At 69.5% G+C, this 23,473-nt stretch carries 23 protein-coding genes and 4 pseudogenes; 18 read left to right on the top strand and 9 right to left on the bottom strand.

What is annotated here, in order from left to right; genetic code table 11:
• Window positions 1-79: 79 nt before the first annotated feature.
• A complete protein-coding gene (locus AQJ11_RS29885; RefSeq protein WP_059265223.1) occupies window positions 80-4,165 on the bottom strand; it encodes a CHAT domain-containing protein in 4,086 nt (1,361 codons plus the stop codon).
• Between the two features lie 471 nt (window positions 4,166-4,636).
• On the opposite strand from AQJ11_RS29885, the gene AQJ11_RS29880 reads away from it, so the two are divergent.
• Together AQJ11_RS29880 and AQJ11_RS46585 are read left to right on the top strand one after the other, a co-directional pair.
• Window positions 4,637-5,566, top strand: a complete 930-nt coding sequence (locus AQJ11_RS29880) for a hypothetical protein (RefSeq protein WP_059265222.1) — start codon at window positions 4,637-4,639, stop codon at window positions 5,564-5,566.
• A gap of 142 nt (window positions 5,567-5,708) precedes the next feature.
• Window positions 5,709-5,891 (top strand): annotated as a pseudogene (locus tag AQJ11_RS46585) (hypothetical protein); the annotation flags it as partial.
• Between the two features lie 3 nt (window positions 5,892-5,894).
• On the opposite strand, the pseudogene AQJ11_RS51400 reads toward AQJ11_RS46585, so the two are convergent.
• The 5 genes and pseudogenes from AQJ11_RS51400 to AQJ11_RS51395 all read right to left on the bottom strand — a co-directional run.
• Window positions 5,895-6,233: pseudogene (locus AQJ11_RS51400) on the bottom strand (sensor histidine kinase); the annotation flags it as partial.
• Window positions 6,230-6,892, bottom strand: coding sequence for a response regulator transcription factor (locus tag AQJ11_RS29870; protein WP_059265220.1), 663 nt, complete (start codon window positions 6,890-6,892; stop codon window positions 6,230-6,232). The gene AQJ11_RS29870 and the pseudogene AQJ11_RS51400, both read right to left, overlap by 4 nt.
• A complete protein-coding gene (locus AQJ11_RS29865) occupies window positions 6,846-7,577 on the bottom strand; it encodes a phosphatase PAP2 family protein (protein WP_059265219.1) in 732 nt (243 codons plus the stop codon). Before AQJ11_RS29865 ends, AQJ11_RS29870 begins: the two co-directional genes overlap by 47 nt.
• Window positions 7,574-8,182 carry a phosphatase PAP2 family protein gene (locus AQJ11_RS29860; protein WP_014677132.1) on the bottom strand — a complete coding sequence of 203 codons (609 nt, stop codon included), beginning with the start codon at window positions 8,180-8,182 and terminating at the stop codon, window positions 7,574-7,576. Before AQJ11_RS29860 ends, AQJ11_RS29865 begins: the two co-directional genes overlap by 4 nt.
• A pseudogene (locus AQJ11_RS51395) lies at window positions 8,179-8,810 on the bottom strand (DedA family protein). The gene AQJ11_RS29860 and the pseudogene AQJ11_RS51395 overlap by 4 nt, the downstream one beginning before the upstream one ends.
• A 513-nt stretch (window positions 8,811-9,323) precedes the next feature.
• On the opposite strand from AQJ11_RS51395, the gene AQJ11_RS29850 reads away from it, so the two are divergent.
• The 9 genes from AQJ11_RS29850 to AQJ11_RS29815 all read left to right on the top strand — a co-directional run bounded on the left by AQJ11_RS29850 (window position 9,324) and on the right by AQJ11_RS29815 (window position 17,326).
• Window positions 9,324-10,577 carry a L,D-transpeptidase gene (locus AQJ11_RS29850; RefSeq protein ID WP_208616644.1) on the top strand — a complete coding sequence of 418 codons (1,254 nt, stop codon included), beginning with the start codon at window positions 9,324-9,326 and terminating at the stop codon, window positions 10,575-10,577.
• 702 nt (window positions 10,578-11,279) lie between these two features.
• On the top strand, window positions 11,280-11,729 hold the full coding sequence (locus AQJ11_RS51385) for an AraC-like ligand-binding domain-containing protein (RefSeq protein ID WP_341846297.1): 450 nt from the start codon (window positions 11,280-11,282) through the stop codon (window positions 11,727-11,729).
• Window positions 11,723-12,328, top strand: a complete 606-nt coding sequence (locus AQJ11_RS51380) for a helix-turn-helix transcriptional regulator (RefSeq protein ID WP_244218415.1) — start codon at window positions 11,723-11,725, stop codon at window positions 12,326-12,328. The genes AQJ11_RS51385 and AQJ11_RS51380 overlap by 7 nt, the downstream gene beginning before the upstream one ends.
• Before the next feature lie 266 nt (window positions 12,329-12,594).
• A complete protein-coding gene (locus tag AQJ11_RS52790; RefSeq protein WP_107120896.1) occupies window positions 12,595-12,714 on the top strand; it encodes a hypothetical protein in 120 nt (39 codons plus the stop codon).
• Window positions 12,715-13,134: 420 nt separating this feature from the next.
• Entirely contained in the window at window positions 13,135-13,968 is an 834-nt protein-coding gene (locus AQJ11_RS29840) for a PIG-L family deacetylase (RefSeq protein ID WP_058083508.1), read from the top strand.
• A gap of 665 nt (window positions 13,969-14,633) precedes the next feature.
• On the top strand, window positions 14,634-15,035 hold the full coding sequence (locus AQJ11_RS49355) for a site-specific integrase (protein WP_159061705.1): 402 nt from the start codon (window positions 14,634-14,636) through the stop codon (window positions 15,033-15,035).
• Window positions 15,036-15,122: 87 nt separating this feature from the next.
• On the top strand, window positions 15,123-15,428 hold the full coding sequence (locus AQJ11_RS29825) for a hypothetical protein (RefSeq protein WP_244218414.1): 306 nt from the start codon (window positions 15,123-15,125) through the stop codon (window positions 15,426-15,428).
• Between the two features lie 644 nt (window positions 15,429-16,072).
• A complete protein-coding gene (locus AQJ11_RS29820; RefSeq protein ID WP_059265216.1) occupies window positions 16,073-16,498 on the top strand; it encodes an ATP-binding protein in 426 nt (141 codons plus the stop codon).
• A 426-nt stretch (window positions 16,499-16,924) separates the two neighbouring features.
• Window positions 16,925-17,326, top strand: a complete 402-nt coding sequence (locus AQJ11_RS29815; protein WP_059265215.1) for a hypothetical protein — start codon at window positions 16,925-16,927, stop codon at window positions 17,324-17,326.
• Here AQJ11_RS29815 and AQJ11_RS51375 read toward each other — a convergent pair.
• Entirely contained in the window at window positions 17,293-17,604 is a 312-nt protein-coding gene (locus tag AQJ11_RS51375; RefSeq protein ID WP_244218420.1) for a DUF6233 domain-containing protein, read from the bottom strand. The two genes, AQJ11_RS29815 and AQJ11_RS51375, sit on opposite strands and share 34 nt — an antisense overlap.
• A gap of 151 nt (window positions 17,605-17,755) precedes the next feature.
• Between AQJ11_RS51375 and AQJ11_RS29810 the strand changes: the two genes are divergently transcribed.
• The 6 genes and pseudogenes from AQJ11_RS29810 (at window position 17,756) to AQJ11_RS29790 (ending at window position 20,648) form a co-directional block, all read left to right on the top strand.
• Entirely contained in the window at window positions 17,756-18,775 is a 1,020-nt protein-coding gene (locus AQJ11_RS29810; RefSeq protein WP_059265214.1) for a DNA polymerase Y family protein, read from the top strand.
• Between the two features lie 442 nt (window positions 18,776-19,217).
• Complete coding sequence (locus tag AQJ11_RS29805) at window positions 19,218-19,379, top strand: hypothetical protein (RefSeq protein ID WP_244218413.1); 162 nt, start codon at window positions 19,218-19,220, stop codon at window positions 19,377-19,379.
• Window positions 19,376-19,486, top strand: a pseudogene (locus tag AQJ11_RS52785) (ATP-binding protein); the annotation flags it as partial. The gene AQJ11_RS29805 and the pseudogene AQJ11_RS52785, both read left to right, overlap by 4 nt.
• Window positions 19,487-19,640: 154 nt before the next feature.
• Window positions 19,641-19,967, top strand: a complete 327-nt coding sequence (locus AQJ11_RS29800; RefSeq protein ID WP_058083514.1) for a PadR family transcriptional regulator — start codon at window positions 19,641-19,643, stop codon at window positions 19,965-19,967.
• Window positions 19,964-20,320 carry a DUF1048 domain-containing protein gene (locus AQJ11_RS29795; protein ID WP_014677144.1) on the top strand — a complete coding sequence of 119 codons (357 nt, stop codon included), beginning with the start codon at window positions 19,964-19,966 and terminating at the stop codon, window positions 20,318-20,320. The genes AQJ11_RS29800 and AQJ11_RS29795 overlap by 4 nt, the downstream gene beginning before the upstream one ends.
• Before the next feature lies 1 nt (window position 20,321).
• A complete protein-coding gene (locus AQJ11_RS29790; protein WP_059265213.1) occupies window positions 20,322-20,648 on the top strand; it encodes a DUF1048 domain-containing protein in 327 nt (108 codons plus the stop codon).
• On the opposite strand, the gene AQJ11_RS29785 is transcribed toward AQJ11_RS29790, so the two are convergent.
• On the bottom strand, window positions 20,603-20,989 hold the full coding sequence (locus tag AQJ11_RS29785; RefSeq protein ID WP_059265212.1) for a hypothetical protein: 387 nt from the start codon (window positions 20,987-20,989) through the stop codon (window positions 20,603-20,605). The two genes, AQJ11_RS29790 and AQJ11_RS29785, sit on opposite strands and share 46 nt — an antisense overlap.
• A gap of 418 nt (window positions 20,990-21,407) precedes the next feature.
• Between AQJ11_RS29785 and AQJ11_RS29780 the strand changes: the two genes are divergently transcribed.
• Window positions 21,408-21,944, top strand: coding sequence for a hypothetical protein (locus AQJ11_RS29780; RefSeq protein ID WP_059265211.1), 537 nt, complete (start codon window positions 21,408-21,410; stop codon window positions 21,942-21,944).
• A gap of 433 nt (window positions 21,945-22,377) precedes the next feature.
• Here AQJ11_RS29780 and AQJ11_RS29775 read toward each other — a convergent pair whose 3' ends face one another.
• Window positions 22,378-23,055, bottom strand: coding sequence for a DUF4142 domain-containing protein (locus tag AQJ11_RS29775; protein ID WP_244218412.1), 678 nt, complete (start codon window positions 23,053-23,055; stop codon window positions 22,378-22,380).
• Window positions 23,056-23,473 lie beyond the last annotated feature (418 nt).

Raw genomic sequence — 23,473 nt, 5'->3', positions numbered from 1 at the left:
CACCGCCGCGGGCGTACGTACGCCACCGGATCCAAGCCGCTCGCACCGCCATGACAGTCCGGCTGGTCCCGAGCCGACGCTAGTGACCTTCCGCCCCAGCCCCCTCCCGGGTGCGGCGCGCACCGGCCGGCCCGAGGTGAACGAAGCCTGCCCAGGCCCATGGGTTGACCGGGTTGTCACAGTCCGTGTCTGTCCTGGCCGTCAGTTGTTCCCGCATTTCCCGCAAGGTTTCATGCAGTGCGATGCCCGGATCGGGCGTGTGGGCCAGGTGCCGGTGGAAGGCGGCTGCGGTGTTCGCCGCAACGCGGTCGTCGATCTCCTGCCGGGCCCCGATCACGTGCCGGAACCCGACCACGTGAATCGCCGCGGCAAGATGCAGGCTCTCGTCCGGGTGGATGGCACTGCCGGTGACCCCGTGGCATGTTGACAGGTACGCCAGTTCGGCTCCGTCCAGGGGCAGCCCCACCAGGTCCGTCATGCGCAACGGTGCGTCGAAGGCGATCAGCGCCGCGTCCGTCGGGTCCGTGACACCGCCGGCGCCGTGCCCCGCGAAGTGGAAGTGCGTGTGGGTGGGGAGTTCTCGCAGCAACGTCTCTCGTGTGGCTGTGGGACCGTACAGGTCGGTGACTTCGATGGACGTGGAGCCCAGCACCGCCGCGCGCTCCTCCTGCGCACCGCGCAGGACGTCGCCGCGGTTGTACGGGGTCGGCACCGCGACGGCCAGGAGCCGAGGTGTGTTCCGGGCTGTTCCCCGCTCCTGGGCCTCGGCAAGACTGCGAAGGGTCGGGGCCTCCGAGGAGACGACCCGGTCGATGACAGCCCGACCGGAGCCGTCGTGGTGTCCGGTAGCGGCGAGCGGGAAGGCGGTGAGCGGACCTGTGGGGCACCACCACACACGCGGCCACTCGGCGTTCCCTGGAAAGCGGTCCTCGTGGCCCAGGGCATTGAGTACTGGTCCTGTCAGGGTGTCCCAGCCCCATGCGAGGAGTTCGCCCAGTTCGTCGATTGCCGTGCGATACGTGGCGACCACCCGCCGGGGTGCCTGGCGGCCCCCGAGGGCTGCACGGTTCAGCTCACGGCGGGCTTCCTGAGCAGTCCGCAAGACGGTGGTCCAGCGGCGCACCTGCTCAGCGACTTCCACCCCCGGGACTGCAAGGGGCACCGCCCGGATCTCGGAGCCACGGAGCACGATGGCATCGCAGTTCGCTCTGCTCACGTTGAGGATGACGACCGTGCCCTCTCCCATGGCCGCGGTGAGCCGGCCAGGAGACGGCGGACCCAGGAAGGCGTCGAAACCGTCCAGGGCCCGGATCCGCGAGACGATCCGCCGATGCTCTGCGTTGACCTCTGCGAGCTGCTCCCCTCTTGCGGTGTCGGGAACAGCGCTGTCGGTCAGTTCACGTGCCGCATCCCGGATCGCGAGGAATTCCTCGGCAAGCCTCGCATCCACGGCCCGCAGCCGTTCGAGATCGCTGACGTGGCCGGTGAGCTGCCCCCACAGCAGTCCGCGCCCCCGCTCCAGGAACTCCACCGCGCGAGCGGGATCGTCCAACCGGAGGGCCCACACCGCGACTTCACGGGCGAATCCGTCCCAGTCGCTGATCACGTCCAACCGGTCGGCCAAGGTCATGCCGTGCCAGTCGATCTGCTGCAACAAGTCGAAGGCGAACTCTGCGCCGTCGATCGCAGCGTGTGCATCGCCTGCCGCCGCACGGACCGCAGCCCATTTCCGGGCGGCGATACCCCGGAGGTGGACCAGCGACGGTTGGTGGCGTCGTGCTTCGTCGAATACGGCGAGCACCTCGCCGACGGAGACCTCACGCGACCGCAGCGAGCCCGCCGTCAACAGCACACCGCCGAGGTTGTTGAGGTACTCGGCCCGATGGGCCTGATCCGCCGAGGGAGTGCGGACAGCCGCCCTGGCCTGGGTGACGGCACGGCTGAGATCCGCAGGATCACCGGTAACGCGGTAGCGCTCGACCAGCACATTGCTGAGGGTCGTCAGTCGGCGGCCCCGCTCGATGTGGTGCAGGGGAGTCGCCGCGACAGCCCGGTCCGCGTACGCCAACGCCTCCGTCAAGTGAGCGGGATCGCGGTCGAGTCCGTACATGTTGCCCAGAGCCCTCGCGAGGTTGTCCCAACGCGTCGCCGCGTTCGCGTGTTCCGGATGAGTCAACCGGGCGCACTCGCGCCAGCATTCGATGGCCCGTTCCAGGTCGGCACGGATCTGATGACGCCGGAACCGATGCGAGTAGGCGCCTCCCAGATTGTTGAGCACAGAGGCACGCAGCTGGGGGTGGTCCACGGACAGGTCGACAGCTTCGAGATACACGTCGATGCACTCCTGCATATCCACCAGGTCCCGGTTGTGTTCATACCGGCGGCCAAGGGACAGCCCCAGCCTGTTGAGCGCAATAGCTCGCTCATGGCTGTCACGGAGATCCCTCACGGCAGCGTTGCCCCGTCGGACGGCTTCCTGGAGGTCAGCCAAGTCACCGCGCTGTTCGAAACGCAGCCGGAGCAGTTGTGCCAGGCGTGAATCAAGCTCTGCTCGCCCGGGCGTGCCGGCCTGGGACTCCGCGGCGCCGGTTCCGGCGTAGGCGATGGCACGATCCAAATCCGCGGCCACACCCGATCGCTGGGCCTCGTGCTCCCACAGATGAGCGAGTAGCCGATTGAGTTCGCCGTACAGGCTGTGCTCCGGCCCGATCGTCTTCACCGCGTCCTCCGCCAGGCGGATGGCCTCGGACAGGAACATCGGATTGGTGAACATGACGTACGCGTCCCCCAGACCGGCAGCGGTCTTCGCGGCCATGCCGATCTGGTCGAGGGACCTTGCCTGCGCGAGAGATTCGGCCCGGCGGACGACAGCCGATTCGAGTTCCTGAAGATTGTGCTGAACGGCTGGTTCATCGGGCAGATCCGTTGCGGCGGAGCGCAGCAGTGCGAGGGCTTCTGCTCGGTCTTCCGGATCTCCGCAGTGCTCGAACCGTGTGGCGAGTGCGACGCCGAGATCGGCGCGCATGCGCGGGCGAACAGGGTCTCCCATGGGGAACGCCTCCGCGGCGCGACGGGCGATCCTCACATGCTGGTCAAGTATTTCGGGGACGGCCTTGAGTGTGACGCGGGCGTGCAACAGCGCGGACTGGATGGACAGATGATGCCCGTGTCTGGGATCGCGGTCGCCGTGCTGTTCGAGCAGGGCGTTCCCCTTGCCGATGGCCGTCTCCAGATCAGCAGGGGTGCGGCAGACGCGGCATGTGATCTCCAGGGTCCGCCACACTTTGTCGATGGCCTGCCAGCGATCGGAGTCCGTGCTGTGCAGCCCGGCCACCTCCATGAAGCGGTCGACGGCCTGCCACAACAAGGCCGGGTCACGGCGAACCAGCGCCAGGGCATGTAGGGAGGCGCCCAGATTGTCCAGGAAGCCCAGACGCCGGGGTCCGTTCTCGGGCTCGGCGGTAAGAGCGCGTGCATGGCTGTTCACCGACTCCACCAGCAGGTCCACGTCGTCCGTGGCCTCGTACAGGAAGTAAGTCGTGGTGCCGAGACCATCGATGACGGTCGGATCCGGGCCCGGGTCCGCATCGTCCTCGACGACGGGATCGGCCGCATCCCGAAGACACTCGACGGCGGTCACCAGATAACCGAGGTCATCACTGGACTTGTACCGGTCGAAGAGCAGGTGTCCAGCCGTTGCCTGCACGCGGCGCCGCAGCGCACGATCGCCGGTTCCCTTGCCGATCAACATCAGCACTTCGTGGACTACTGCTGAAAACGCCGGATCATGAGCCAGGTGGTGCGCGTTGACTGAGAGAAGCCCGCACCAGCCTTCCGCTGTGATCTGCCCCGCGCCCACTGGGGGAAGGCCTGCGGCATGGCCTGGCAGGTACTCCTCCAGGAAGATGGACAAGAGGCCCGCGACGGGCAGGTCACTACTGGAGAGATTGATGTGGCGGCCGGTCGCGCCGCGATAGTAGTGGAGCCAGCAGACGTTCAGCAGCGCACCGACATCGAGCGATCCCTGCCCGAGGCGGGCGGCCACCGTGCGCATCACGCCCAAAGACTCGACGAGCGCTTCGGGGGCGTCGAGCAGCGTACGGTCCTGGCTCTGCTCGTAGACCTCCAACCGGTCCGAAAGAGCGGTTACCATCGCGTCCGACATCGATCCGTTCCCCCCGGTTGGAGCAAGCGTGCCAGACGTGAGCAGGACTCAGCGGACTTACCGCCATCTCGTCAGCACCATGGATTCCCAGCCTCACGGTGCTCCCGTAGCGACCCTCAGCGAGGATCCCAGCTTGCGCACGGCAACTGAGCGCGTCCAGCATGCCGCAGGGCAACTTCAGGCCATATTTGACGCCTTTCCCACGCTCACCTCGCTCACGGTCTACGTGGGCGACTCCCGGATCGGTGTGGCCACGCATACGGACTATCCGCCGGAGGAAGTCCAGGAAACCGACCAGGAACGTGACGGTTCCTGGTCCCGCGGCGACGGCGACCGGTCGCTCTTGCCAGGAGCCTCACGGCACTACAAAGCCTTCCGTTACTCCTGTGCCCAGTGCCTCCACACGGTCTACAGCCCCGCTCCCACTCCACCCGCTTGCCCCACCTGCGGCAACCCCACAAGCGAGGACTCATGAAGCTCTCGGCCCTGGTGGGCGCCGCCGGCGGTGTGCTCGGCAAACGATTCCTGCTCGTCTCGTACCTGCCGACGATCGGATGCGCCCTGTTCCTCCTGGTACTCCTCTGGGCCGGCGTACCGGGGACGGCACCGGACTTCGACCGGGCCTGGGAGACGGCCGCGAAGCTCGGTGTCGGTGAGATCCTGGGCCTCTGGCTGGTGGCCACTTTGGTCGCTGTCGTCAGTCACCCGTTGCAACTGCGCCTGGTCCGCCTCCTGGAAGGCGAGTGGCCAACGCTGCTCAGTCCGCTGCGCCGACTCGCGGTCCACCGCCAGACATCCCTGCGTCGAAGGCTCGGGAGCCGTATGGTCGCGGTCGGTGATCCGCCGTCGCCGGCAGAGGTGAACCGCGCGGGCGCCGCGTACGCCCGGTGGAGCACGCTGTACCCCCCGGCCGAACTCACCCCCGCCCCCACCTCCCTTGGCAATGCCCTCGCCGCCATGGAGCATTACGCCGGGTTCAGCCACGGGCTGGATGTGGTGGTCACCTGGCCGCGGCTCTACCCGCTCGTCGAGGGGATGCACAAGGAGGCCGTGGACACCCATCGCGACGCCATGGACGCCGCGTGCCGCTTCTCCGTCATGGCCGCCGTCACCGCGGTGACCGCTGCCGGCCTGCTGTGGCAGTCAGGATGGTGGCTCCTGCTCGCCCTGATGCCGGCTGTTCTGTCCCGGCTGTCGTACCGTGGCGCCGTTCAAGCCGCCATGGCTTACGGTGCCTCCCTCGACGCGGCCATCGACACTCACCGCTTCGCCCTGTACGACAAGCTCTGCCTGCCTCGCCCGAACACCCCGCGCGAGGAACGAGCCCTCAACGACACCCTGTGCTCACACTGGCGCCAGCGGGTCCCGTTGCCCGATGCCCTCGTGTACTCCCATCCATAGCCGGAGTGAACCGGGGGCGACCGCACATTTGGTGCCCATGCCGCTGGTGCGAGAGGTTCGGTGCGCACGGGGCCACGCGACCACCCACAGCACCTTGGTGATCCAGAAGTAGACGGTGAGCTCGGGCACGTTGTTCCAGCGCACGACGGTCGGGGAGACCGCGGCCGACCTGCTGAACGAGAAGGCCGGCATGGGGCTGACCGGTGTGTCGGTGCCGATGAGCGCACTGCTCGCCGTGGTGTTGGCGGTGCAGTTCCGCACGACGGCGTACCGGGCCGGGGTGTACTGGCCGGCCGTGGCTCTGATCAGCGTCGTCGGCACCCTGGCCGGCGGCCTGTCTCACGGGGCTGTCGCGCGAAGTGGACGGCGGCCTCTCCAACAGGCGGTTTCCGGCGTAGATCCACACGTTGGCGTCGAGCAGGCCGTCGTTGACGGTTTCCAGGACGCGCACCCGGGGACCGCTGGTATCGACGGTCATGGCCACCGCCGCCGCCCGGTCGCGCAGTTCGTCGTCCGCCTGGTGCTCCAGATGCCGGTCCATGACGGCGTTGAACACCACGGTCAGCATGGTCATCAGCAGGGCGGCCGTGGTCAGTGCCACCAGGGAGAGCCGACCGCGCAGAGTGCGTGGGACACCGCGGCGGAGGACGCGGAGGGCGCGGCTCATGACAGGCGGTGTCCGATGCCGCGCGCCGTACCGATCGTGAGGCTGCTGCCCGCCTCGCGCAGCTTGCGGCGCAGCCGGCTCAGGTACTGGTCCACCGTGTTGTCACTGACCTGCGCGCCCTCGGGCCAGCCCGCCCGCACCAGGTCCCGGCGGCGCACCAGGGTGCCGTCCGCGGCGACCAGCGTGGCCAGCAGCCGGAACTCGGTGGGGGACAGGGTGCTGCGGACGCCGTGCACGGTCACGCTGTGGTCCACCGCGTCCAGGACCAGATCCCCGGCCGGCACCGCCATCGTGGCGACCGTCCGCCTGAGGGCGGCTCTCAGCACAGCGGCGAGCTCGACGAGGTGGAACGGTTTGGGCAGGTGGACGTCACCGCCGGCGGCGAAGTCGGACAGACGGTCGGTGAGCTGGTGCCGGGCGGTCAGGAAGATCACGGGGGCGGCGAAACCGTTGGCACGCATCGCCTGGCACACGTCCCGTCCGTCGGCGTCGGGCAGGCCGACGTCCAGCACGGCCGCCGCGATTCCGCCGGTCGCCAGCCGCAGAGCGGTGGCACCGTCGGCGGCGAGGACGGGCTCGAAGTCCTCTTCGGACAGGCCACGGCGCAGCACGTCACGCAGGGCGTGATCGTCCTCGACGACCAGGATCCTCGGACGCATGGTCCTCCGTCGGAGCGTGAGCGGGGTCGGTCGGTTCGGTGAGGAAGGACGCGGGGAGGAGGTGCGCGGCGAGGCACAGGCATGTCCCCAGCCAGCCGGCGGCGAACAGCCAGCCGCCCAGGACGTCCGTGAACCAGTGCACGCCGAGGTAGCCCCGGGTCAGCCCGACCGACAGGCCCCAGCCGCACACCGCGATCCGCAGAGCCGTGCCACCGCGCGGCGCGCGCAGGGTGAGTGCGACGGCCAGCAGACCCGCGGCCAGGGCGGCCGTGGTGGTGTGACCGGAGGGGAACGCCCAGCCGCTCGCGTGTGCCCGCCAGTCGGCCTGCGGAGGGCGCGGTCGGTGGACCAGTTCCATCACGCCGTAGCGCAGTAGCTGTCCCAGACCGAGGCAGGCGAGGCAGACGGCGGTGGCGAGCAGCCGGGACCGCGCCGTGCGGCCCGCGACGGCGCCGGCCAGCGCGGCGAGGACGTAGGGGACGAGGCCGGTGCCCGTGGCGGTCACCGCGCGGGCCAGTGCCACGACCGCCTCCGGGCGGTGGCCGACGGACCATGTGAGGAAAGTGTCGTCCAGCCACAGCGGTGCGCCGGCCCGGCCGATGACGACCAGCGTCAGGACGCTGAACGCCGCCCACGCGCCCAAGCCGACGCTGCCCGCCAGGTCGGCGGTGCCCCTGCGGTTCATGAGCCGGACAGCAGCAGTCGCAGGGGCCCGGCCGCCGTCAGCCGTCGGGCCAGCCCCGTCGACCGGCGCTGGAGCACCAGGAGCGACGCCAGTGCGACAAGCCCGCCCAGGACCAGCCCGACCAGCACGTCGTGCGGATAGTGCACGCCGACCCAGACCCGGGACGCCGCCATGGCGATCGCCGCCACACAGGCGACCGCACCCAGCCGCCGCGACACGAACAGCAGCGCCACCGCCGCCGCGGCGGCGATCGCCGCGTGGTTGCTGGGGAACGACCAGTCACCCTGCGCCGGACACGCCTCCAGCGTCCGCACCGGCAGGCCGCGGCACGGCCGGTCCTCTCGGACCAGCAGCTTCAGGACGGCATCCACCCCGTACGCCAGGAGCACGACCACCGGAACCGCCAGCGCCGTCATCGCCGCCGCCGCATTCGCGCGTCGCGCCCGCCACCAGCCCAGAGCCATGAGTAGGGCGAACACCGCCAGCCCGTATGTCGACCACACCTTGATCGTGGTGTCCAGCCAGCCCGGCGAGTGCCGGGCGAGGTCCACCACGTCCTGGTAGACGGAGCCGTCGATCGACGCCCCGCCGAACGCGAGCATCATCCGCGGACCTCCTCGGCCTTCGTACGCCTGCCGCCGCGGTACGGCGACGCGGCGAGCGGAATCAGCGACACCGTCACGATCAGCCCGACCAGAGGCAGCAGCCAGCGGTCCACGTCGGGAATCGGCGAACCCAGCGCGAACCCCGCCAGGGCCAGGCCGACGCTGCACACCAGGCCGCCGGCCACCTCCGGCAGAGTGACCATCCGGCCGGGCACCGCCAGGACCCCCGCGAGCGGGAGAGCACGGTACGCGCCACCGGCACGCATCGCGCCGGCACGTTCGTCTTCGCGTGGCCGTAGCGCGCGAGCGGTTCCTCCGCTCTCCGCGCTCCTTCCCGCAGCGGGGCCGACCGGCCGCGGGCCGGCAGGGCCCCGCCCACCCGGCGCCCGATCAGACAGCCACACGGGGCACCGGCCGGCGCACCGACCGCCGTGGCGGCCGGCAGTGGCCCGAGCGACGGCTTCACCCCGTGCTGCCTGGTGCCGGTGCGCAGAAGGCCCGCCGTGAACAGAAGGGAGTCGCCCGGCAGGAAGTGGCCGACCAGCAGCCCTGTCCCGGCGAACGTCACCGCGCCGAGGCCAGGGGCGCCGAAGGCGGTCGGCGGCGACTGCGCGCTGAGAGGGTTCACCGCGAGCTGCGAGGGGTGTGGTCATCGGCAGGAGTCCCTTTCTGTGCGGGCGACCGGATGCACGGCGCCCGGACCGTCTGTGATCAAGAAGACGGTCTACAGAACTGTAGACGATTGCGGAGTGAGGATCGTTCCCCTGCGTGCAGAACCCGACGAGCTCCAGGGCGCGGTGAAGGGCGAACGTCGGCCGGCGCCGAATGGGGGCCGTGGCGATGGTCGTGCTCTACCCGTACAAGCGGGTCGGGATCGCCACCGCGGTGGTCCGGGCCGGGCCCGGGGCGAGTTCTGCCTGCATCCGGGCGGGTCGGGATCCGTCTGCGGACCGGCATCGGCTCCCAGGCCCAGCTCCAAGGCTCCCGGCCCGAGCTCCAGGTCCATGCCCTCGGCGGCGCGCTCGACAGTGCGTGGCCTTCAACACAATTTGCCCAATTTGGCGAGAGGTGTGCCTATAAGTGATGTCATGGCTGGTTGCACTCCTTCGGCGATCAGCGCAGGGATGCAAAGACCAGTGACATGGAGAAACGCTTGATCACGCTGTTCACACGTCGCACCGGGCTGGTGGCTACGACCGGCGTACTCGGCGGCGTACTCGCCATCACGGCCCTCGGCGGTACGAGCAACGCTGCCACCGGCGGCAACGATGCCGGGACCCCCCCGACACCGCAGGCACGGGCAAGTCAGCCAGGCACCCAGGAGGCTTCCGACGTCCGAATAGAGATCACGCCCGGGCAAGGCGCCTACAACGTCGGGATCGACGGGCCGGTCGGTGTGGCCGTCGGCAAGGGCAAGCTCACCAAGGTGACCATGACCGCCGTCGCGACCGGAGCCGAGGTCCCGGGCACACTGGCCGCGGACGGCACTTCCTGGAAGCCGAACGGCCGACTGGAGCGTGCCACCAAGTACCAGATCACCGCGGAGGCCGAGGACGCCAAGGGGCGCTCCGCCACCGGCAACGCCACGATCACCACGGTTTCCCCGGCCAACGACTTCATCGGGCACGTCTCCCCCGCGGACGGCTCGACCGTCGGCGTGGGCATGCCGGTGACGGTCACGTTCGACAAGGCGATCGACGACAAGGCCACCGTGGAGTCGGAGATCCAGGTCAGCTCCAGCAGCGGCCAGCAGGTCGTCGGTCACTGGCTGAACGACCACCGCCTGGACTTCCGCCCCGAGAAGTACTGGAAGTCCGGCTCCACCGTCACCGTCACGCTCAGCCGCGACGGCATCCAGAAGACGGTCACGTTCAAGATCGGCCGGAGCCAGATCAGCACCGTCGACGCCAAGACCAAGCAGATGACCGTCGTACGGGACGGCAAGACGATCAAGACCATCCCGATCTCGTCCGGCAGCCCCGAGCACCCGACGTACAACGGCCAGATGGTGATCTCCGAGAAGTTCGCGCACGTCCACATGAACGGTGCGAGCGTCGGCCTCACCGAGAAGGACGGCAAGCCCTCGTACGACATCAAGGCCGTCCCGCACGCCATGCGCCTGACCGACTCGGGCACGTTCATCCACGGCAACTACTGGGCTGCCGACTCGATCTTCGGCAAGGTGAACACCAGCCACGGTTGCGTGGGCCTGAAGGACGTCCGGGGCGGCGACGACGGCAAGCAGCCCGCCGCGTGGTTCTTCGACCAGTCGATGCTCGGCGACGTCGTGGTCGTCAAGAACTCCGACGACAACACCAAGTTGGCGCCGGACAACGGCCTCAGCGACTGGAACATGCCGTGGCAGCAGTGGGTCGCGGGCGGCCCGACCGGCTGACACCACGCCACTCTCCGGTCAGCCGAACCGGCATCCCTTCCGCCAGGCGGTGGCCGACACCAAATCGGCCACCGCCTGCACGTCAGGACCCACTTGGGCTCGCCCGCGCAGCCCGCCCGCGGATCCGGCGTGGGCACGGCAACGCTCAGCATCAGCTCCGTAGCGATGTGCTCCGCACACGTGGCTCTGCCAGATTCGCATGTGTTCGATGGCGGCTTCCGGGGTCGGCAGGGTCCCGTTGCCGCGCCCCGACATCTCGCAGAGTGCGTCCCAGGCGGCGGGCACAACGGCGGTGACGATCCAGCCGTCTCGCGCAAGCCGCCACAGTAAAGCCCCTCCTGCAACGCCAGGACGAGCGGACCTTGCGATGATCCGTCTGAGCGGTGGACACGGCTCGCTCATACAGGGCCCGCCATCGCCATCGTCGGCGCCGGCCCCCAGCTCGGCCTCGCCATCGCGCGCACGTTCGGTACCCACGGCTACGACGTCGCACTGATCGCCCGCAACCGGGCCAAGATCGAGGCCCTGGCCGGGAGCCGATGTGGCAGCGGGGGAGCGGGGCTTCGGAAGCGGCGTAGGGGCGGAGCATGTGGCCGACGAGGCGCTGCCAAGTGGAGGGCATTGAGCCTTCGAGGGACCACCTCGTCGGACAGCTCGCGGAGCGCGCCGGACTCATCAACCACTCTCCACACCACGGACTCGGTGCCGGCCCACCGCCGACGGCTGTACTGGCGGGAGGCGCTGTCCCGAACCTTCGGAGCGGTTGACATCAGCGTTCCTGAAGAGGTGTATTCCGGCACGGTCCGTACGTCACCGCTGGGCCGCATCCGGGGTATCACTGTGGAGGGCGACCCTATGCAGAGCCTCCGCACCCGACGCCTCATCGCTGGGAGCACCAACGACAACCACGTCGTCGTGATGCTGCTCAGCAGGGGGAACGCCCGGGTCGAGCAGGACAAGCGCGACGTGCACGTGCGGTCAGGAGCTCTCTTCGTCTATGACAGGGCGAGCCCCCTACGACTAACCTTCCCCGAACCGTTCAGACGAAGTCCCTCGTCCTGCCACGGCACGTCCTGGATCTGGACGAGTCCGACCTGCGACAGATCACGGCCGCGCCGCTCGGCCGCGAGTCGCCGCTCGGCACGTTGCTGACGCCGTGGCTGTCCCGGCTCGTGGAGACCGCCGCGACGTACCCGCAGCGGACGGGCGAATCGATCGCTCGCAACGTCGTGGACATGGTGCAGACCCTGGCCGAGGAGCGACTCGGCAGACCCGGCACGGACACCCCAACTGCCGCCCGGATGTTGCTGCTACGCATCCGTGCATACATCGATCAGCACCTGTCGGACCGGGACCTGACGCCGGACACCATCGCCCGGGCCCACCACATCTCCGTCCGCTATCTGCACAAACTCTTCGAGCTGGAGAACATCACCGTCAGCCGGTGGATACAGAAGCGCAGACTGGAACACTCCCGACGCGACCTGGCCCGCCGGTCAGCGGAGCTCACGATCGGCGCAGTGGCCCACCGCTGGGGATTCACGAGCCCCTCGCACTTCAGCCGGGTGTTCCGCGCCACCTACGGCGTCTCCCCTGCCGAGTGGCGGAACTCCATGGTGCTCGCAGCACCGCTTCCGCGACGCCCCGCCAGTACTCCGTTACGTCCCGATGGTGACCGGGACCGCCTGCTGGAGCCGGGGATCGCGGACGAGTCGCACCAGGATCGCCAGCAGCTCCGTGGCCCCCACTGATTCACTGATGCCGATCTGCACCGGTGGCTCGTCGAGGAGGGGCCGCAGCAGGGCATGGCGGACCTGAGGACGGGCCACGGAATCACCGAGCGGAATTCGCCCCGGCTACCAAAATTCATCCTGCCGCAGAAGGCCACTGTGGCGCGCTGGCCTTCGTCATCACGCACGGGCCAGGCCGGTGACGCAAGAGCCGCAGATTCCGGTCATCGCCATCTCCACCCTCGACCGGGTCGCAGAACAGCGCGCCGCGCGCCGAAACAAGACCCATGCTCAACGACTCACGAGACTCCGGCGCGCTCGTCGAGGACAACGCGGACGCCGTCATCCTCATCCACCGTGATGACGTCCACGATAAAGCCCCCCCCGCGCCGACGAAGCCGACCTGATCGTGGCGAAGCACCGCGACGGCCCAACCGCCGCCGCCATCACCACCGTCTACTCCCCGTCCCACCACTCCCACTTCGTCGAGAGGACGCGGACGTGACGCCGCCTTTGCCAGGTCTCAAACGTCACGTCGGAGTATCACGGCTGGTGCCGGATGGATGCCGGAACCGGCGTGGCGCTGAGACCTGCGGGTCATGCCTGTACGTTGTTCGCGTTGAACGCCGACGTCTGGAAGGACGAGCGGCCGTGCCGGGAACAGCCGGTCCGGCCGGCACGGTTGCATCGATCGAGGGACCGGCGCCGCACGGGCGGGGAACACGGAGACCACAAGGTCGTCCGCCCCACCAGGATGCGGGCGCCACGATCGTGGTACGCCGGCCGCACACACAGAGCAAGACGTATTTCTCCAGGAGGATCGCTTCATGACTGACCGGCCCTTGACACTCATGGCAGTGCACGCCCACCCCGACGACGAGGCGACCGGAACCGGAGGGATCCTCGCGCGGTACGCGGCGGAAGGCATCCGCACGGTTCTCGTGACGTGTACCGACGGCCGTTGCGGTGACGGACCGGGGGGTGTCAAGCCCGGCGATCCCGGGCACGATCCGGCGGCGGTCGCCTTGATGCGCCGTCAAGAACTCGCGGCGAGCTGTGCCGTCTTGAAGGTCAGCGATCTGGAGATGTTGGATTACGCCGACTCCGGGATGATGGGCTGGCCGAGCAACGACGCCCCCGGATCCTTCTGGCAGACTCCCGTGCAGGAAGGCGCGGCCCGGCTCGCGGAACTCATGCGGCACTACCGACCTGATGTGGTCGTCACCTATGACGAGAACGGCTTCTACGGTCACCCCGACCACATCCAGGCCCACCGCATCACGATGGCGGCGCTGGAGATGACCACGCTGGCACCGAAGGTGTACTGGACCACGATGCCTCGTTCGATGATGCAGCGGTTCGGCGAGGTCATGCGCGAGTTCGATGACGACATGCCGGAGCCGGATCCTGCCGAGGCCGCCGCGATGGCCGAGATCGGCCTCCCCGACGATGAGATCACTACGTGGGTGGACACGACCGGGTTCAGCGGGCAGAAGTTTGACGCGTTGGCCGCGCACGCCAGTCAGGGCGACAACATCTTCTTCCTCAAGATGGGGAAGGAGAGGTTCGGCGAATTGATGGGCATCGAGACCTTCCTGCGTGTCCAGGACACCACCGGCGCGGCCATACCCGAGAACGACCTCTTCGCCGGACTGCGCTGATCCGCGTCCGTCCGTCCGACCGGACGGGACGGGACGGGCATCGGCCGCACGGGGGCGCGAGCGAGGGGATCACACACCCGCAGTCTCGTCTTGAGGAGCGGCTGCGCGAGCAGGCGGCCACCGAGGCGGAGGACTTCGTGCGGCGTCGGGAGCAGGCCCGCGGGGAGTAGGCCAGCGGGGGAGCAGGCCCGCCGCGATGCGGCCCGCGCGGCTGCCCGATTCAGCCGATCCACCGGCCTGCCTGAACTGGAGGGCTCCTGGGGCGCCATGGTGGCGTCCGTGACCTGGATGCTGCGCGAGGGTCGGCGGTACGGCACCGGTTACGCCCCAAGTTCGGCGTCCACGCATCTGGCCGCCGTCGTCGTCGGGCTGCGCGGGCGCGGCGTGAGGTCTCCGGCGACCACCAGGCCGAGGCCCGCGCCGCGCTCGACGAGGGGCCTGGCGGCCAGGCTCGTGCAGGCCAGGAGCGGCGGGGCCGCGGGCAGGCGGTCGGCGCCGACATCGACGGGCTGCGCGCCGTCACCCGTGCATGCCCCGACACCCTCACCGGCGACCGGGACAAGGCTCTGGTCCTGACCGGCCTCCCTACGCCGCCCGCAGCCAGGATCCCCGCCGGGCTGCTCGCCGACGACGCCACCCTGAACCCGCGCGGCCTGGTCATCGCCATGCTCACCGGCAAGACGAAGCACTCGTTGCGCGACGCCAGGATCCGCTACGCCGGCGATCCCGAGAACTGCCCGGTGCGCGCCTGGACCGCCTACCGCGAGCGCCTGATCGCCGAGCACGGCCCGCGCTGGGCCGACCCGTCCACCCCCGCCTTCGTCGGCATCGACCGCTGCGGCCACATCACCGGCGGCATGGGACCGGACCCCGTCACCCGCGCCATCAACCGCATCTCCGCCCGGGCCGGCATGCCTATCGCCTGGACCGGCCACGCCCCGCACATCGGTGGTGGTAGGGGGCGCCAGTCAAGGCCGGGCGCAGCAGGGTTTCCAGGGCGTCCGGGCCGGCGGCGCCGAGCTGTTCGGCGTGGCCGGCCAGTTGTGGCCGAGCGGTGTCCGGAGTGACGGCGGCCAGAGGCCGGTCGCTCCGTCGGCCAACAGCCGGTCTGGATCGACTCGGTGGCCCGCCCCCGCATACTGGTATCGGCCTCGTTGTGGCAGGACACCAACTACCAGGGGGACGTACAGATGGACGTGGGTCCGATGCTCGGCGGTATAGGCCGGGTGGCGGCTGGGGTGGGTCGGTTCCTGTGGGCGGTGGTGACCGTGCCGACCACGGGCACAGAGGATGACGCCCGGTACGAGATCGGCAGGCTCGCCGACAAGATCGAAGACGAGGTACCGGAGGAACTGCGGGACCGGGCGTGGGGTCTGGTCCTCAAGGCTCTGTACGAGGTCCCCCGCGAGATAGAGGAGTTGGTGGAGGAACACCGGGAGTTCGACGGCGAGGGGGGCTGAGGAGCCGCCGGCCAAGCAGTGATGCCGGGCTCCGAAGGCGTCCATCACCCCGCAAGGAACGGGGGCCTTCGGTCTACTAACGGCGTTGTGTTAGCCGTTGTAGGAGGCGCAGTTGATGACCGACCCGATCGCTTCTCACCCAAAGAAGGGAGCGCGGGAGGGTGGCGCACGGGGCGGTGCGGTATGGCGGAGGCAGATGCCTTCGATGTCGGCGTCAACAGCGGCCTATTCGACGGCTGGAACTACGACGACTACGACGAGACTGAAAGCTACGCGATCGGCTCCTGAGGCTCATCGAGCGAGGATCCAGCCGCTGCGGCGGGGTGCGGTGCCGGGAACTTGCCAGGGGCGGCATTCCTGGGGGAGTGCAAGGCGCAAGAGCCGCGCCCTGCACTCCTGGCGACGGCCGCGACGCCGCCGAAGTCATCCTCCGCGAAGCCGAACTGCTCCACCCAGCCGTCCTCGCGATCCCGGTGCGACAGCCGGGGCATCCACAGGGCCGGGCGCCATGTAGTGATCTGATACGGGTTGCGCCGGACTTTCGGGGCACCAGTGGTGGGGTAACTAGTTGCGCTTCGAAAGTGAGGCGATCTGTGCCCCGTACTGCCCGAAATCAGGGCCAGGGCCCGCCTGCCGACCGTCGAATGGCAGTCTCCGTCGCGTTCGAGGGCAGCGCCGAGATCGCCGAAGCTCGCAGCATGGCTCGCGACTTCCTCACCTCGTTGCAGGCCGTACATGGTCTACCGGTGTCGGCTCGTGCGATGGGGATGGTCCAGCTCGTCGTGAGCGAGCTGGTGACCAACGCCCGCAAATACGCGCCTGGCCCCTGCCTGCTCGACCTGGAGGTCAGCGGGGGCGCCGTGGAGGTGAGCGTGTGGGACAGCAGTACGACGCTGCCGTCGGTGAGCTCGGCCGACCCGGACCGGATCGGTCAGCACGGCCTGGAAATCGTGATGGCGGCCTCCCAGACCTTCTGTGTTCACCGGGAGCCGATGGGCAAGCGCATCACCGCGACCATCCAACTCGCCGACGACCCGGACGGCGACGTCGCCGGCCGCCAACTCATATGACGTCAAGCCCTGTACCGGACCCTTCCCGGTCACGGGCTCCGGTGGGCGCGGTCGCCAAGGCAGCGCGCGCCGCGGGGAGCGGATATCCCAGCCGCGCGGCGACGTCCTGAGCGCTCGCGGCCGGTTCCCGCTCCAGCAGCGCCGCATCCGCCGCTGCCCGCAGCTCTCTCCCGAACTGGCGGCGCGGCATCGAGGCGGCCACCCGGTAGCGGTGTGAGATCAGCAGCAAACAACCGCGGTGGTCGGTCGGACGGTCCTACGTTGTCGGCCGCCGGGTTTCGGGGAGCGGCCAGCCCGATGAAAGGCCAGGTCATGTGGCTGATGTGGCAGCAGTGGCCGCTGTGGCGATGGCGGCTTGGAGTGGCGGGAGTGGCGTCCCAGCGCCAGCCTGGGAGGGTCCGTTGAGCGACAGGACGGGAGACACACATGACCTCCGTACTGCGTCACCACCGCCTTCGTACGTTCGGCGCCGGTGCTCTCTCCGTGGCGCTGCTCTCCGGCGGGACGAGCGGAGCCCTGGCCGCGAGCCCGTCCCCCAGCACCATGGCCTCGATCACCGTGAAGGCCGACAAGACCGAGGTGAAGGCCAGGGACAAGGTGACGTTCACCGGCCGTACCAAGGGCCTGAAGGTCGGTTCCCCGCTCGTGCTCCAGCACGAGAAGTCCGGCAAGTGGATCCCGCTCAGGGCGACCGCCAAGGTCAAAAAGGGCAATTCGTACGCCCTGATCGCCAAGCTCAACACCAAGGGCGCCGAGCATCTGCGGATCGCGGGCGTGAGCGGCTCCGAGAAGGTCTACTCGCCCACCGTGGCGGTCAAGGTGAAGTGAGCCCCCACACCCACAGCGGCAGACGCTCGACCGCCTCGCATCCCCGGTGGATGCGAGGCTCTCTTGACGATGCGGGGAGCGGTGCCGGGGCGGCAGTGGCTGCACGCGCTGGTGTCGTCGGTCAGCAGTCGCCGGGCCTCTTCCGGGCTGACGGGCCGGGTGTCGTTTGCCCGCCATGTAGCAGGTGCTCGGGGTGGGCCCGCACGAGCGGCCGGTCGGCCCGGATACCGAGTTCGACGATCCAGTCCGGCGGTGCCGGCCTCGCGCGCCGGCCGCATCGCATGCCACACCCACAGAGTGCGCAGCCGCTCCGGGGCCGGCGGCGCGCCGTCGAACAACATTTCTCGGTTCTACTTCCATGATCGTCTCCGCCCCGACTCGCGTGTTCGATTTTCTGTTCGATAACGTGAGGGGTGGGAGGTGAGGACCGTGAACGACGTCGAGAAGCCGGTTGCGACTGCGCGGGCGACGGTGATGCATGTGCGCTGCCCGGACCGGCTGCCGGAGGAGATCTACCGGCGAGTGCTGGAGCTGCTGGCCGGCCTGTCCCCGGTGGTGCAGGCACTGCCGCCGTCCGCGGCCCTGGTCGAGCTGAAAGGCGCCCTGCGCTACCACGGCACTGACGTGGCTCACCTGGGCGAGATCCTGCGCGTGCGGACCATCTCGCACCTCGGGGTCGACGTCCGGGTCGGCATAGGGCCCACGATCACTGTCGCGGCCACCGCCTCCGCCCAGGTCACCGGTCCCGGCGGTGCCCTCGCCATCGCCCCGGACCAGGTCGCCGACTGGCTCGCCCCGCTGCCCGTGGACGATCTGCACGGGATCGGGCCGCGCCAGGCCGCCGTGCTCCGCGACTACGGCATCCACACAGTCGGACTGCTCGCCGCCGTGTCCCCGGTCACCGTGCAACGTCTGCTGGGCAAGAAGGCCGGCCGGCTCGCCGCCGACCGCGCCCGCGGCATCGACCCCCGCCCCGTCGTCCCCCGGAACCTGCCGGCCTCCGCTGCCGTACGCCACCGCTTCACGAGCCACACCCTGGACGGCGCCGTGGTCCGGGCCACCCTGCTCGATCTCGTCGTCCAGCTCGGCCTCCAGCTCCGCCGCCGGGGTCAGGCCGCCCGCGCGCTCACCCTGACCCTGCGCTTCGCGGGCGGCACCGCCTGGGAGAAGACCCGCCGCCTGCCCGAACCTTCCGCCCACGAGGACGACCTGCGCACACTCGCGTACCAGCTGATGGACGCCGCCGGCCTGCAACGCGCCCGCCTGACCGGGATCGGCTTGAGGGCCGAGGACCTCATTGACGCCGGTCAGGTCGCCGAGCAGATGAGCCTGGACGGCGCCCGCGAGTCCCGCCTCGTCGCCGAGCAGGCCATGGACCGGATCCGGAAGAAGTTCGGGCCCGGATCCATCGGGCCGGCCACCGTCGTGCCCTTGCGCCGGGCCTCGTGACAGCACTCCCGGTGAGCGGGGCGCGAGTGCGCGAGCACCCGCCGTTGAGCAGGGTCCGCGCTTCGCCGTAGTACCGGCCGACAACGGCGGTGGGAAGGAAGGAGCGCAGGCTGTGGCAAATGTGCCTGGGGTAGTCGACGGCTTCGCCCCAGTCGGCGGGGGCTTGGTCGGTGGAGAGCAGGACCCAGGGTTTGCTGGAGTAGATCGCCGCCAAGACTGGCAAGGGCGGGCTTCCACGGGCTCGCCGACTTCGGCATGAACGGCGCCCTCCACCTCGACTCCGCCTGGCACCACGGCTGGGAAGCGGTCGCGGCTCTGGTCGCCATCACCAAAGCGACCATCCGTGGCCGGCCGCGCCCGTAGCCGTCTGTGGACCGGGTGCGTGCCTCGCTCGGCATTACCCTGCCCGCCCTTCAGCAGGTCCAGGACGACCTGAACGCCGATGACGTTGACGCCCGCGAGCTTGCCGCGATCCTGCGCGAGCTCCAGGAAGGGCGTCGACGTTCCCGGTGGCCTCTTCCCGATGCTCGCGCAGGTGGTCAGCACCGCAGCGCGTCGGGCGGAGCAGATCGAGCCGGACCGCGACGGCGAGGAGAACGGCTGATCGTGCTGATCGGCGCCTCCGGCGCGGGCAAGTCCACACTGGCCCGCACCTGGCCGGCCTCCCAGATCCTGTCGCTGGACGCTCGACACTCGGCGCGCTCAACCGATGACCGGGTTGCCGCGTTCGACCGAACCCGGTCCCTCGCCGAGCGAATCGGCCCGGGATTGCGTCCACCGGAGACGTTGCCGTTCCACTACTCGGTGATACCGTATAGCAGTACTCGGTGCCACGTAGTACCGACAGGGCTGAGGAGCACCCGCGATGGACGACCTGACGGAGATGTTGAAGGGCACGCTCGAAGGGTGCGTGCTCGAAATCATCGGCAGCGAGGAAACCTACGGGTACGCCATCACCCGCCGGCTGAACGAGCTCGGCTTCACCGACGTCATCGAGGGGACGGTGTACACCATCTTGCTGCGGCTGGAGAGGAACGGGCTCGTCCAAGTGACGAAACGGCCGTCCGGGGTCGGTCCGCCGCGCAAGTTCTACGCGCTCAACGACGCCGGACGCGAGGAACTCGCGAAGTTCTGGGCGAAATGGCAGTACCTCTCATCGCGCATCAACAGGCTCAAGGAAGGCGGGAGATGAACTTCTGGGAGAAGGTCACGGGCAGCGATCTCACCAGGGAATGGAAGGCGTTCGAAGCCCGGGTCGAGACCCTGCCTGACGACTACCGGGTGGCGTGGGGACAGATCGTCGCCCACCTCTTCCCCTACGGGGACTTCACCGGCCGCAATCTGATGCCGATCCTCGACTCCGCCCTGGGGCTGCTCGAAGTGTCGGCAGCGGACGGGCAGAGCGTCCACGAGGTGCTCGGCGACGACGTCCGGGGATTCTGCACGGCGCTGGCCGGCGGAGCAGGGGCCCGGACTTATCGCGACCGGTGGCGCGAGCAGTTGAACAGGAACGTCGCGAGGAAACTGAGCCGGCTGGGAGGCTGACGTGAGCATCCAAGACATCATCGAAGGCAAGAAGCAGTGGCGGGCGCACCTGGCCCGGGTCAAGGCACTCCCGCCGGACTACCAGATCGTCTACAAGGAGATGCAGAAGTACCTGTTCAAGGTCGGCCCGGTCAGCCTGTCCGACGGACCTCTCCTCCCTGGAATCGTTGACTTCTTCGAGGAGGGCGTCGCCGCGGGCAAGGGAGTTCTGGAACTCATCGGCACCGACGTCGCCGCCTTCTGCGACGACCTGATCAAGGACTCTCCCACCTACGCGGATGCCTACCAGGAATCCGTCAGCGGGGGATCCGACGCGGCCAGGAAGTGACACCCGCCGGACCGGTTCGCGACACTGCCGGGTTCCACCACGCGGGCTCGTGGAGTCGTCTGCGTCGGCAGCACGTGGACGCTCCCTTGTGCACGCCGGTTGGCGAGCTGCCGGTGCAGGTGACTGTTCTCCGCCGTGGCCTGGTGCAGCGCAGACACCAGTAGTACCTCGACACCAGCCTTGAGCTGGGTGATCCCCTGCGTGTCGGCTGCCCTGGGCTCCTTGAGCCGCCGGACCCGCAGGCGCATACGCCGCTCGCCGTCCGGCGTCCCTCCCCGGGCCCGGACCTGCTCGCAGAACTCCGCCTTCAGGTCGGTGTCGTACCTGATCGCTGAGGCCAAAGCTCAAGATCTGAGCGGGCCTCTCAAGGTTTGGGTGGGACCTGCGGCGCATCGGGCACATCCACTGGCCGGATAGGTAGCCTGTGCGCCGTCTTGCACTGAGCCTGTTCGCCAAAGCGACCATTCGCTTGCCAACGCCCCACCCCCGTGTCCCCTCGATGGGCAGACAGTAGCGGTATGTGCTGGGGCCCGCGGGCGCAACTCTTTCGAATCCTGCGATTCTGGTCGACTCCGGCATCGAGGATTGCTCGCATGTCCCGCAGGACGTCGCGCCCCAACCCTTCGATCCGCGCGACTGGAAATGCGCCCGTGCGCACCTCCCCCTGTCGCCCGACCTCGCGCATCCACCACACCGCCAGCACCCGGGGCGCGGGACGAGGCGCGGGCCGGTGCCGTACCGGAGCAGCCCGACATCGCCGTGGTGGTGACGGTCGGCGCCGGGTGTACCGAGGCGTGTCATGCCGGGCACGCCGCCTGCGACCGGCTGCGCGGTCTGCTCGACCCGGCGTACATCGGTACGGAGCGGGTGCCTCGGGAGTGGGCCGAGGGCCGGTATCCGCCGGTGCGGTTCGCGGTGCTGTGGGGCCCGACCGAGGTTGGGGGCCGGGCGCAGACCAGGCCGGCGCCCGGCGGGGACGTGGCGATGCTGCGCCAGGACCAGATGTTCCTCGCCGAGGACGGCACCCCGTGGGTGCGCACCGATCCGGCGCCGGACGCGTTGGACGACGACATCCGCTGGCACCGCCCGCCGCGGCGGGAGTACGACCGGTCGGCGGGCGGTGGTTTCCTGTGGCTCGGCGGGGTGCCGGCCGCCGCGCGCGAGGCGGTGTGGTCGAGGGTGCGTGGTGGGCGGCCGGCGGGCTCGCCGTCGGAGTACTCGGGACGCTGCTGGTCCGCAACGCGGCGGCCAGGGGTGGTGCCGGGCCGCCGCGGGACGCGCCTCGTCGGGAGCTGATCGATCTCTGAGCGGATCCGGGGGCGGCACCTGTGGCGCCCACGGATGCCTGGCCTGCTGCTCGATGCTCCGGCGTAGGCCGCATCCCGGTTCGCCCTGTTCGGCAGCCGTTCGAGACCGTCGGAAGTGCGATGGCCGGCAAATCCAGCCGCACCGATCAGCCGGCGGGTCCGGAGCGTCCGGCACGGCATCTCGGCCGCTCCTTCGGTCGCTCCTGGCCACTGCCCAGCACAGCGCCCAGCACTCGCCACTCACCGGTGCGCACCGCGTCGCCGTGCGCACCTGATGCGCCGCGCTCCAGCCAGCCGACCAACCAGCCAGCCGCGCCGAGCCGCGCCCCAGCCAGCCGGCCGCCGCCGCGCTCAGCTCCCACGAGATTCACGCGCGCGACGGTCGGCCGGTGACGTTCCCCGGTGCCTACTGCTGCGAGTGGCTACTGCGTCCTGGTCGAGCGGCGCCGCATGAGCAGCCAGGTGGCCCCACCAGCGGCGAGTAGCCCGCCACCGGCCAAGCCCGCGGTGCCCACCGCCGCGGTGTCGGCCTCAACCGTGGCCGGTTCGCCGCTAGTGCCGGCTCCGACCATGCCGGTGTGACCGGCCATGTGGCAGGTGCCGCCGCGAACCATGTCCAGGTGCATCGCCACGACCGGACGGGCACTGCGCGCAGCGGCCACGACCTGGCTGTTCTTCCCGGCCTTGATCTCCTGGTCGATCAGGGCAAGCGTCTGGCGGTGTCCGGCTTCCTGAGTCCTGAGCCACGCCGCGTCGTAAGCCGACGTTCCGGCTTTCGCCTGCACGGCGGCCAGTTGCTTCTTCTGCTCCGCGGACGGGGAGGCAGGCAGCCGCACCTTCAGCTTGTCGGCCAGCGTCTTCACGTCCGCGTCCAGCTTGGTGTGGTCGCGTACCAGTACGGCACCGACCTGCTTCACGCACTTGCTGGTGGCGTGCCGCCCAGCGTCTTGGCCCGCCGCGATCTCGGCGAGGTTGCCCTGGTGCACCTGTATCAGGAACGTTTCGTCCTGGCCAGCGGGCCGTTGGGCGAATGCGTGGGGTGCGGCCGTACCGCAGAGCGCTACCGCCGCCACCGCGGCGGCCACCGGTCGTTTGCGCATGGGTTTCGCTCCCTTCGCGCCGGCGCGGCACATGCGCATCGCACCGGCGATCGGAACGGGGCGCGCGATGGAGCGCCCCCATGGATCTGTACCGGGGCGCCACCCGCCCGTACCGGGATGAGCCCGTGTTTCACCCGAGTGGCCCATGCGGACAGCTCCGGGGTGTGCACGTACGTAGGCTGGATGGATCGGCCGGGCCGAGGGGCTGCACCGCCGGTACCGCGGCCCGGGCATGGTGATCGACTGGCACGTCGAGTGCTGGCGGCGGCAGGCGTAGCACCGTCGCTTCCTCGGCTGGTAACACGCCGGTGCGTTCGGCAGGGCCGATTCCCGCGTTCCGGGCGTTGAACCGAGTGATCAGAGCCTCGCGCAGGGCACCCCAGAATCCCGGCAGGGTTGCCGAGCCGAGCTGAGCCGA

Source organism: Streptomyces corchorusii (assembly GCF_001514055.1).
In the GTDB taxonomy this organism is placed as follows: domain Bacteria; phylum Actinomycetota; class Actinomycetes; order Streptomycetales; family Streptomycetaceae; genus Streptomyces; species Streptomyces olivaceoviridis.
Note: the sequence above shows the minus strand (reverse complement) of the source record. Positions and strands in the feature narration are given on the sequence as shown.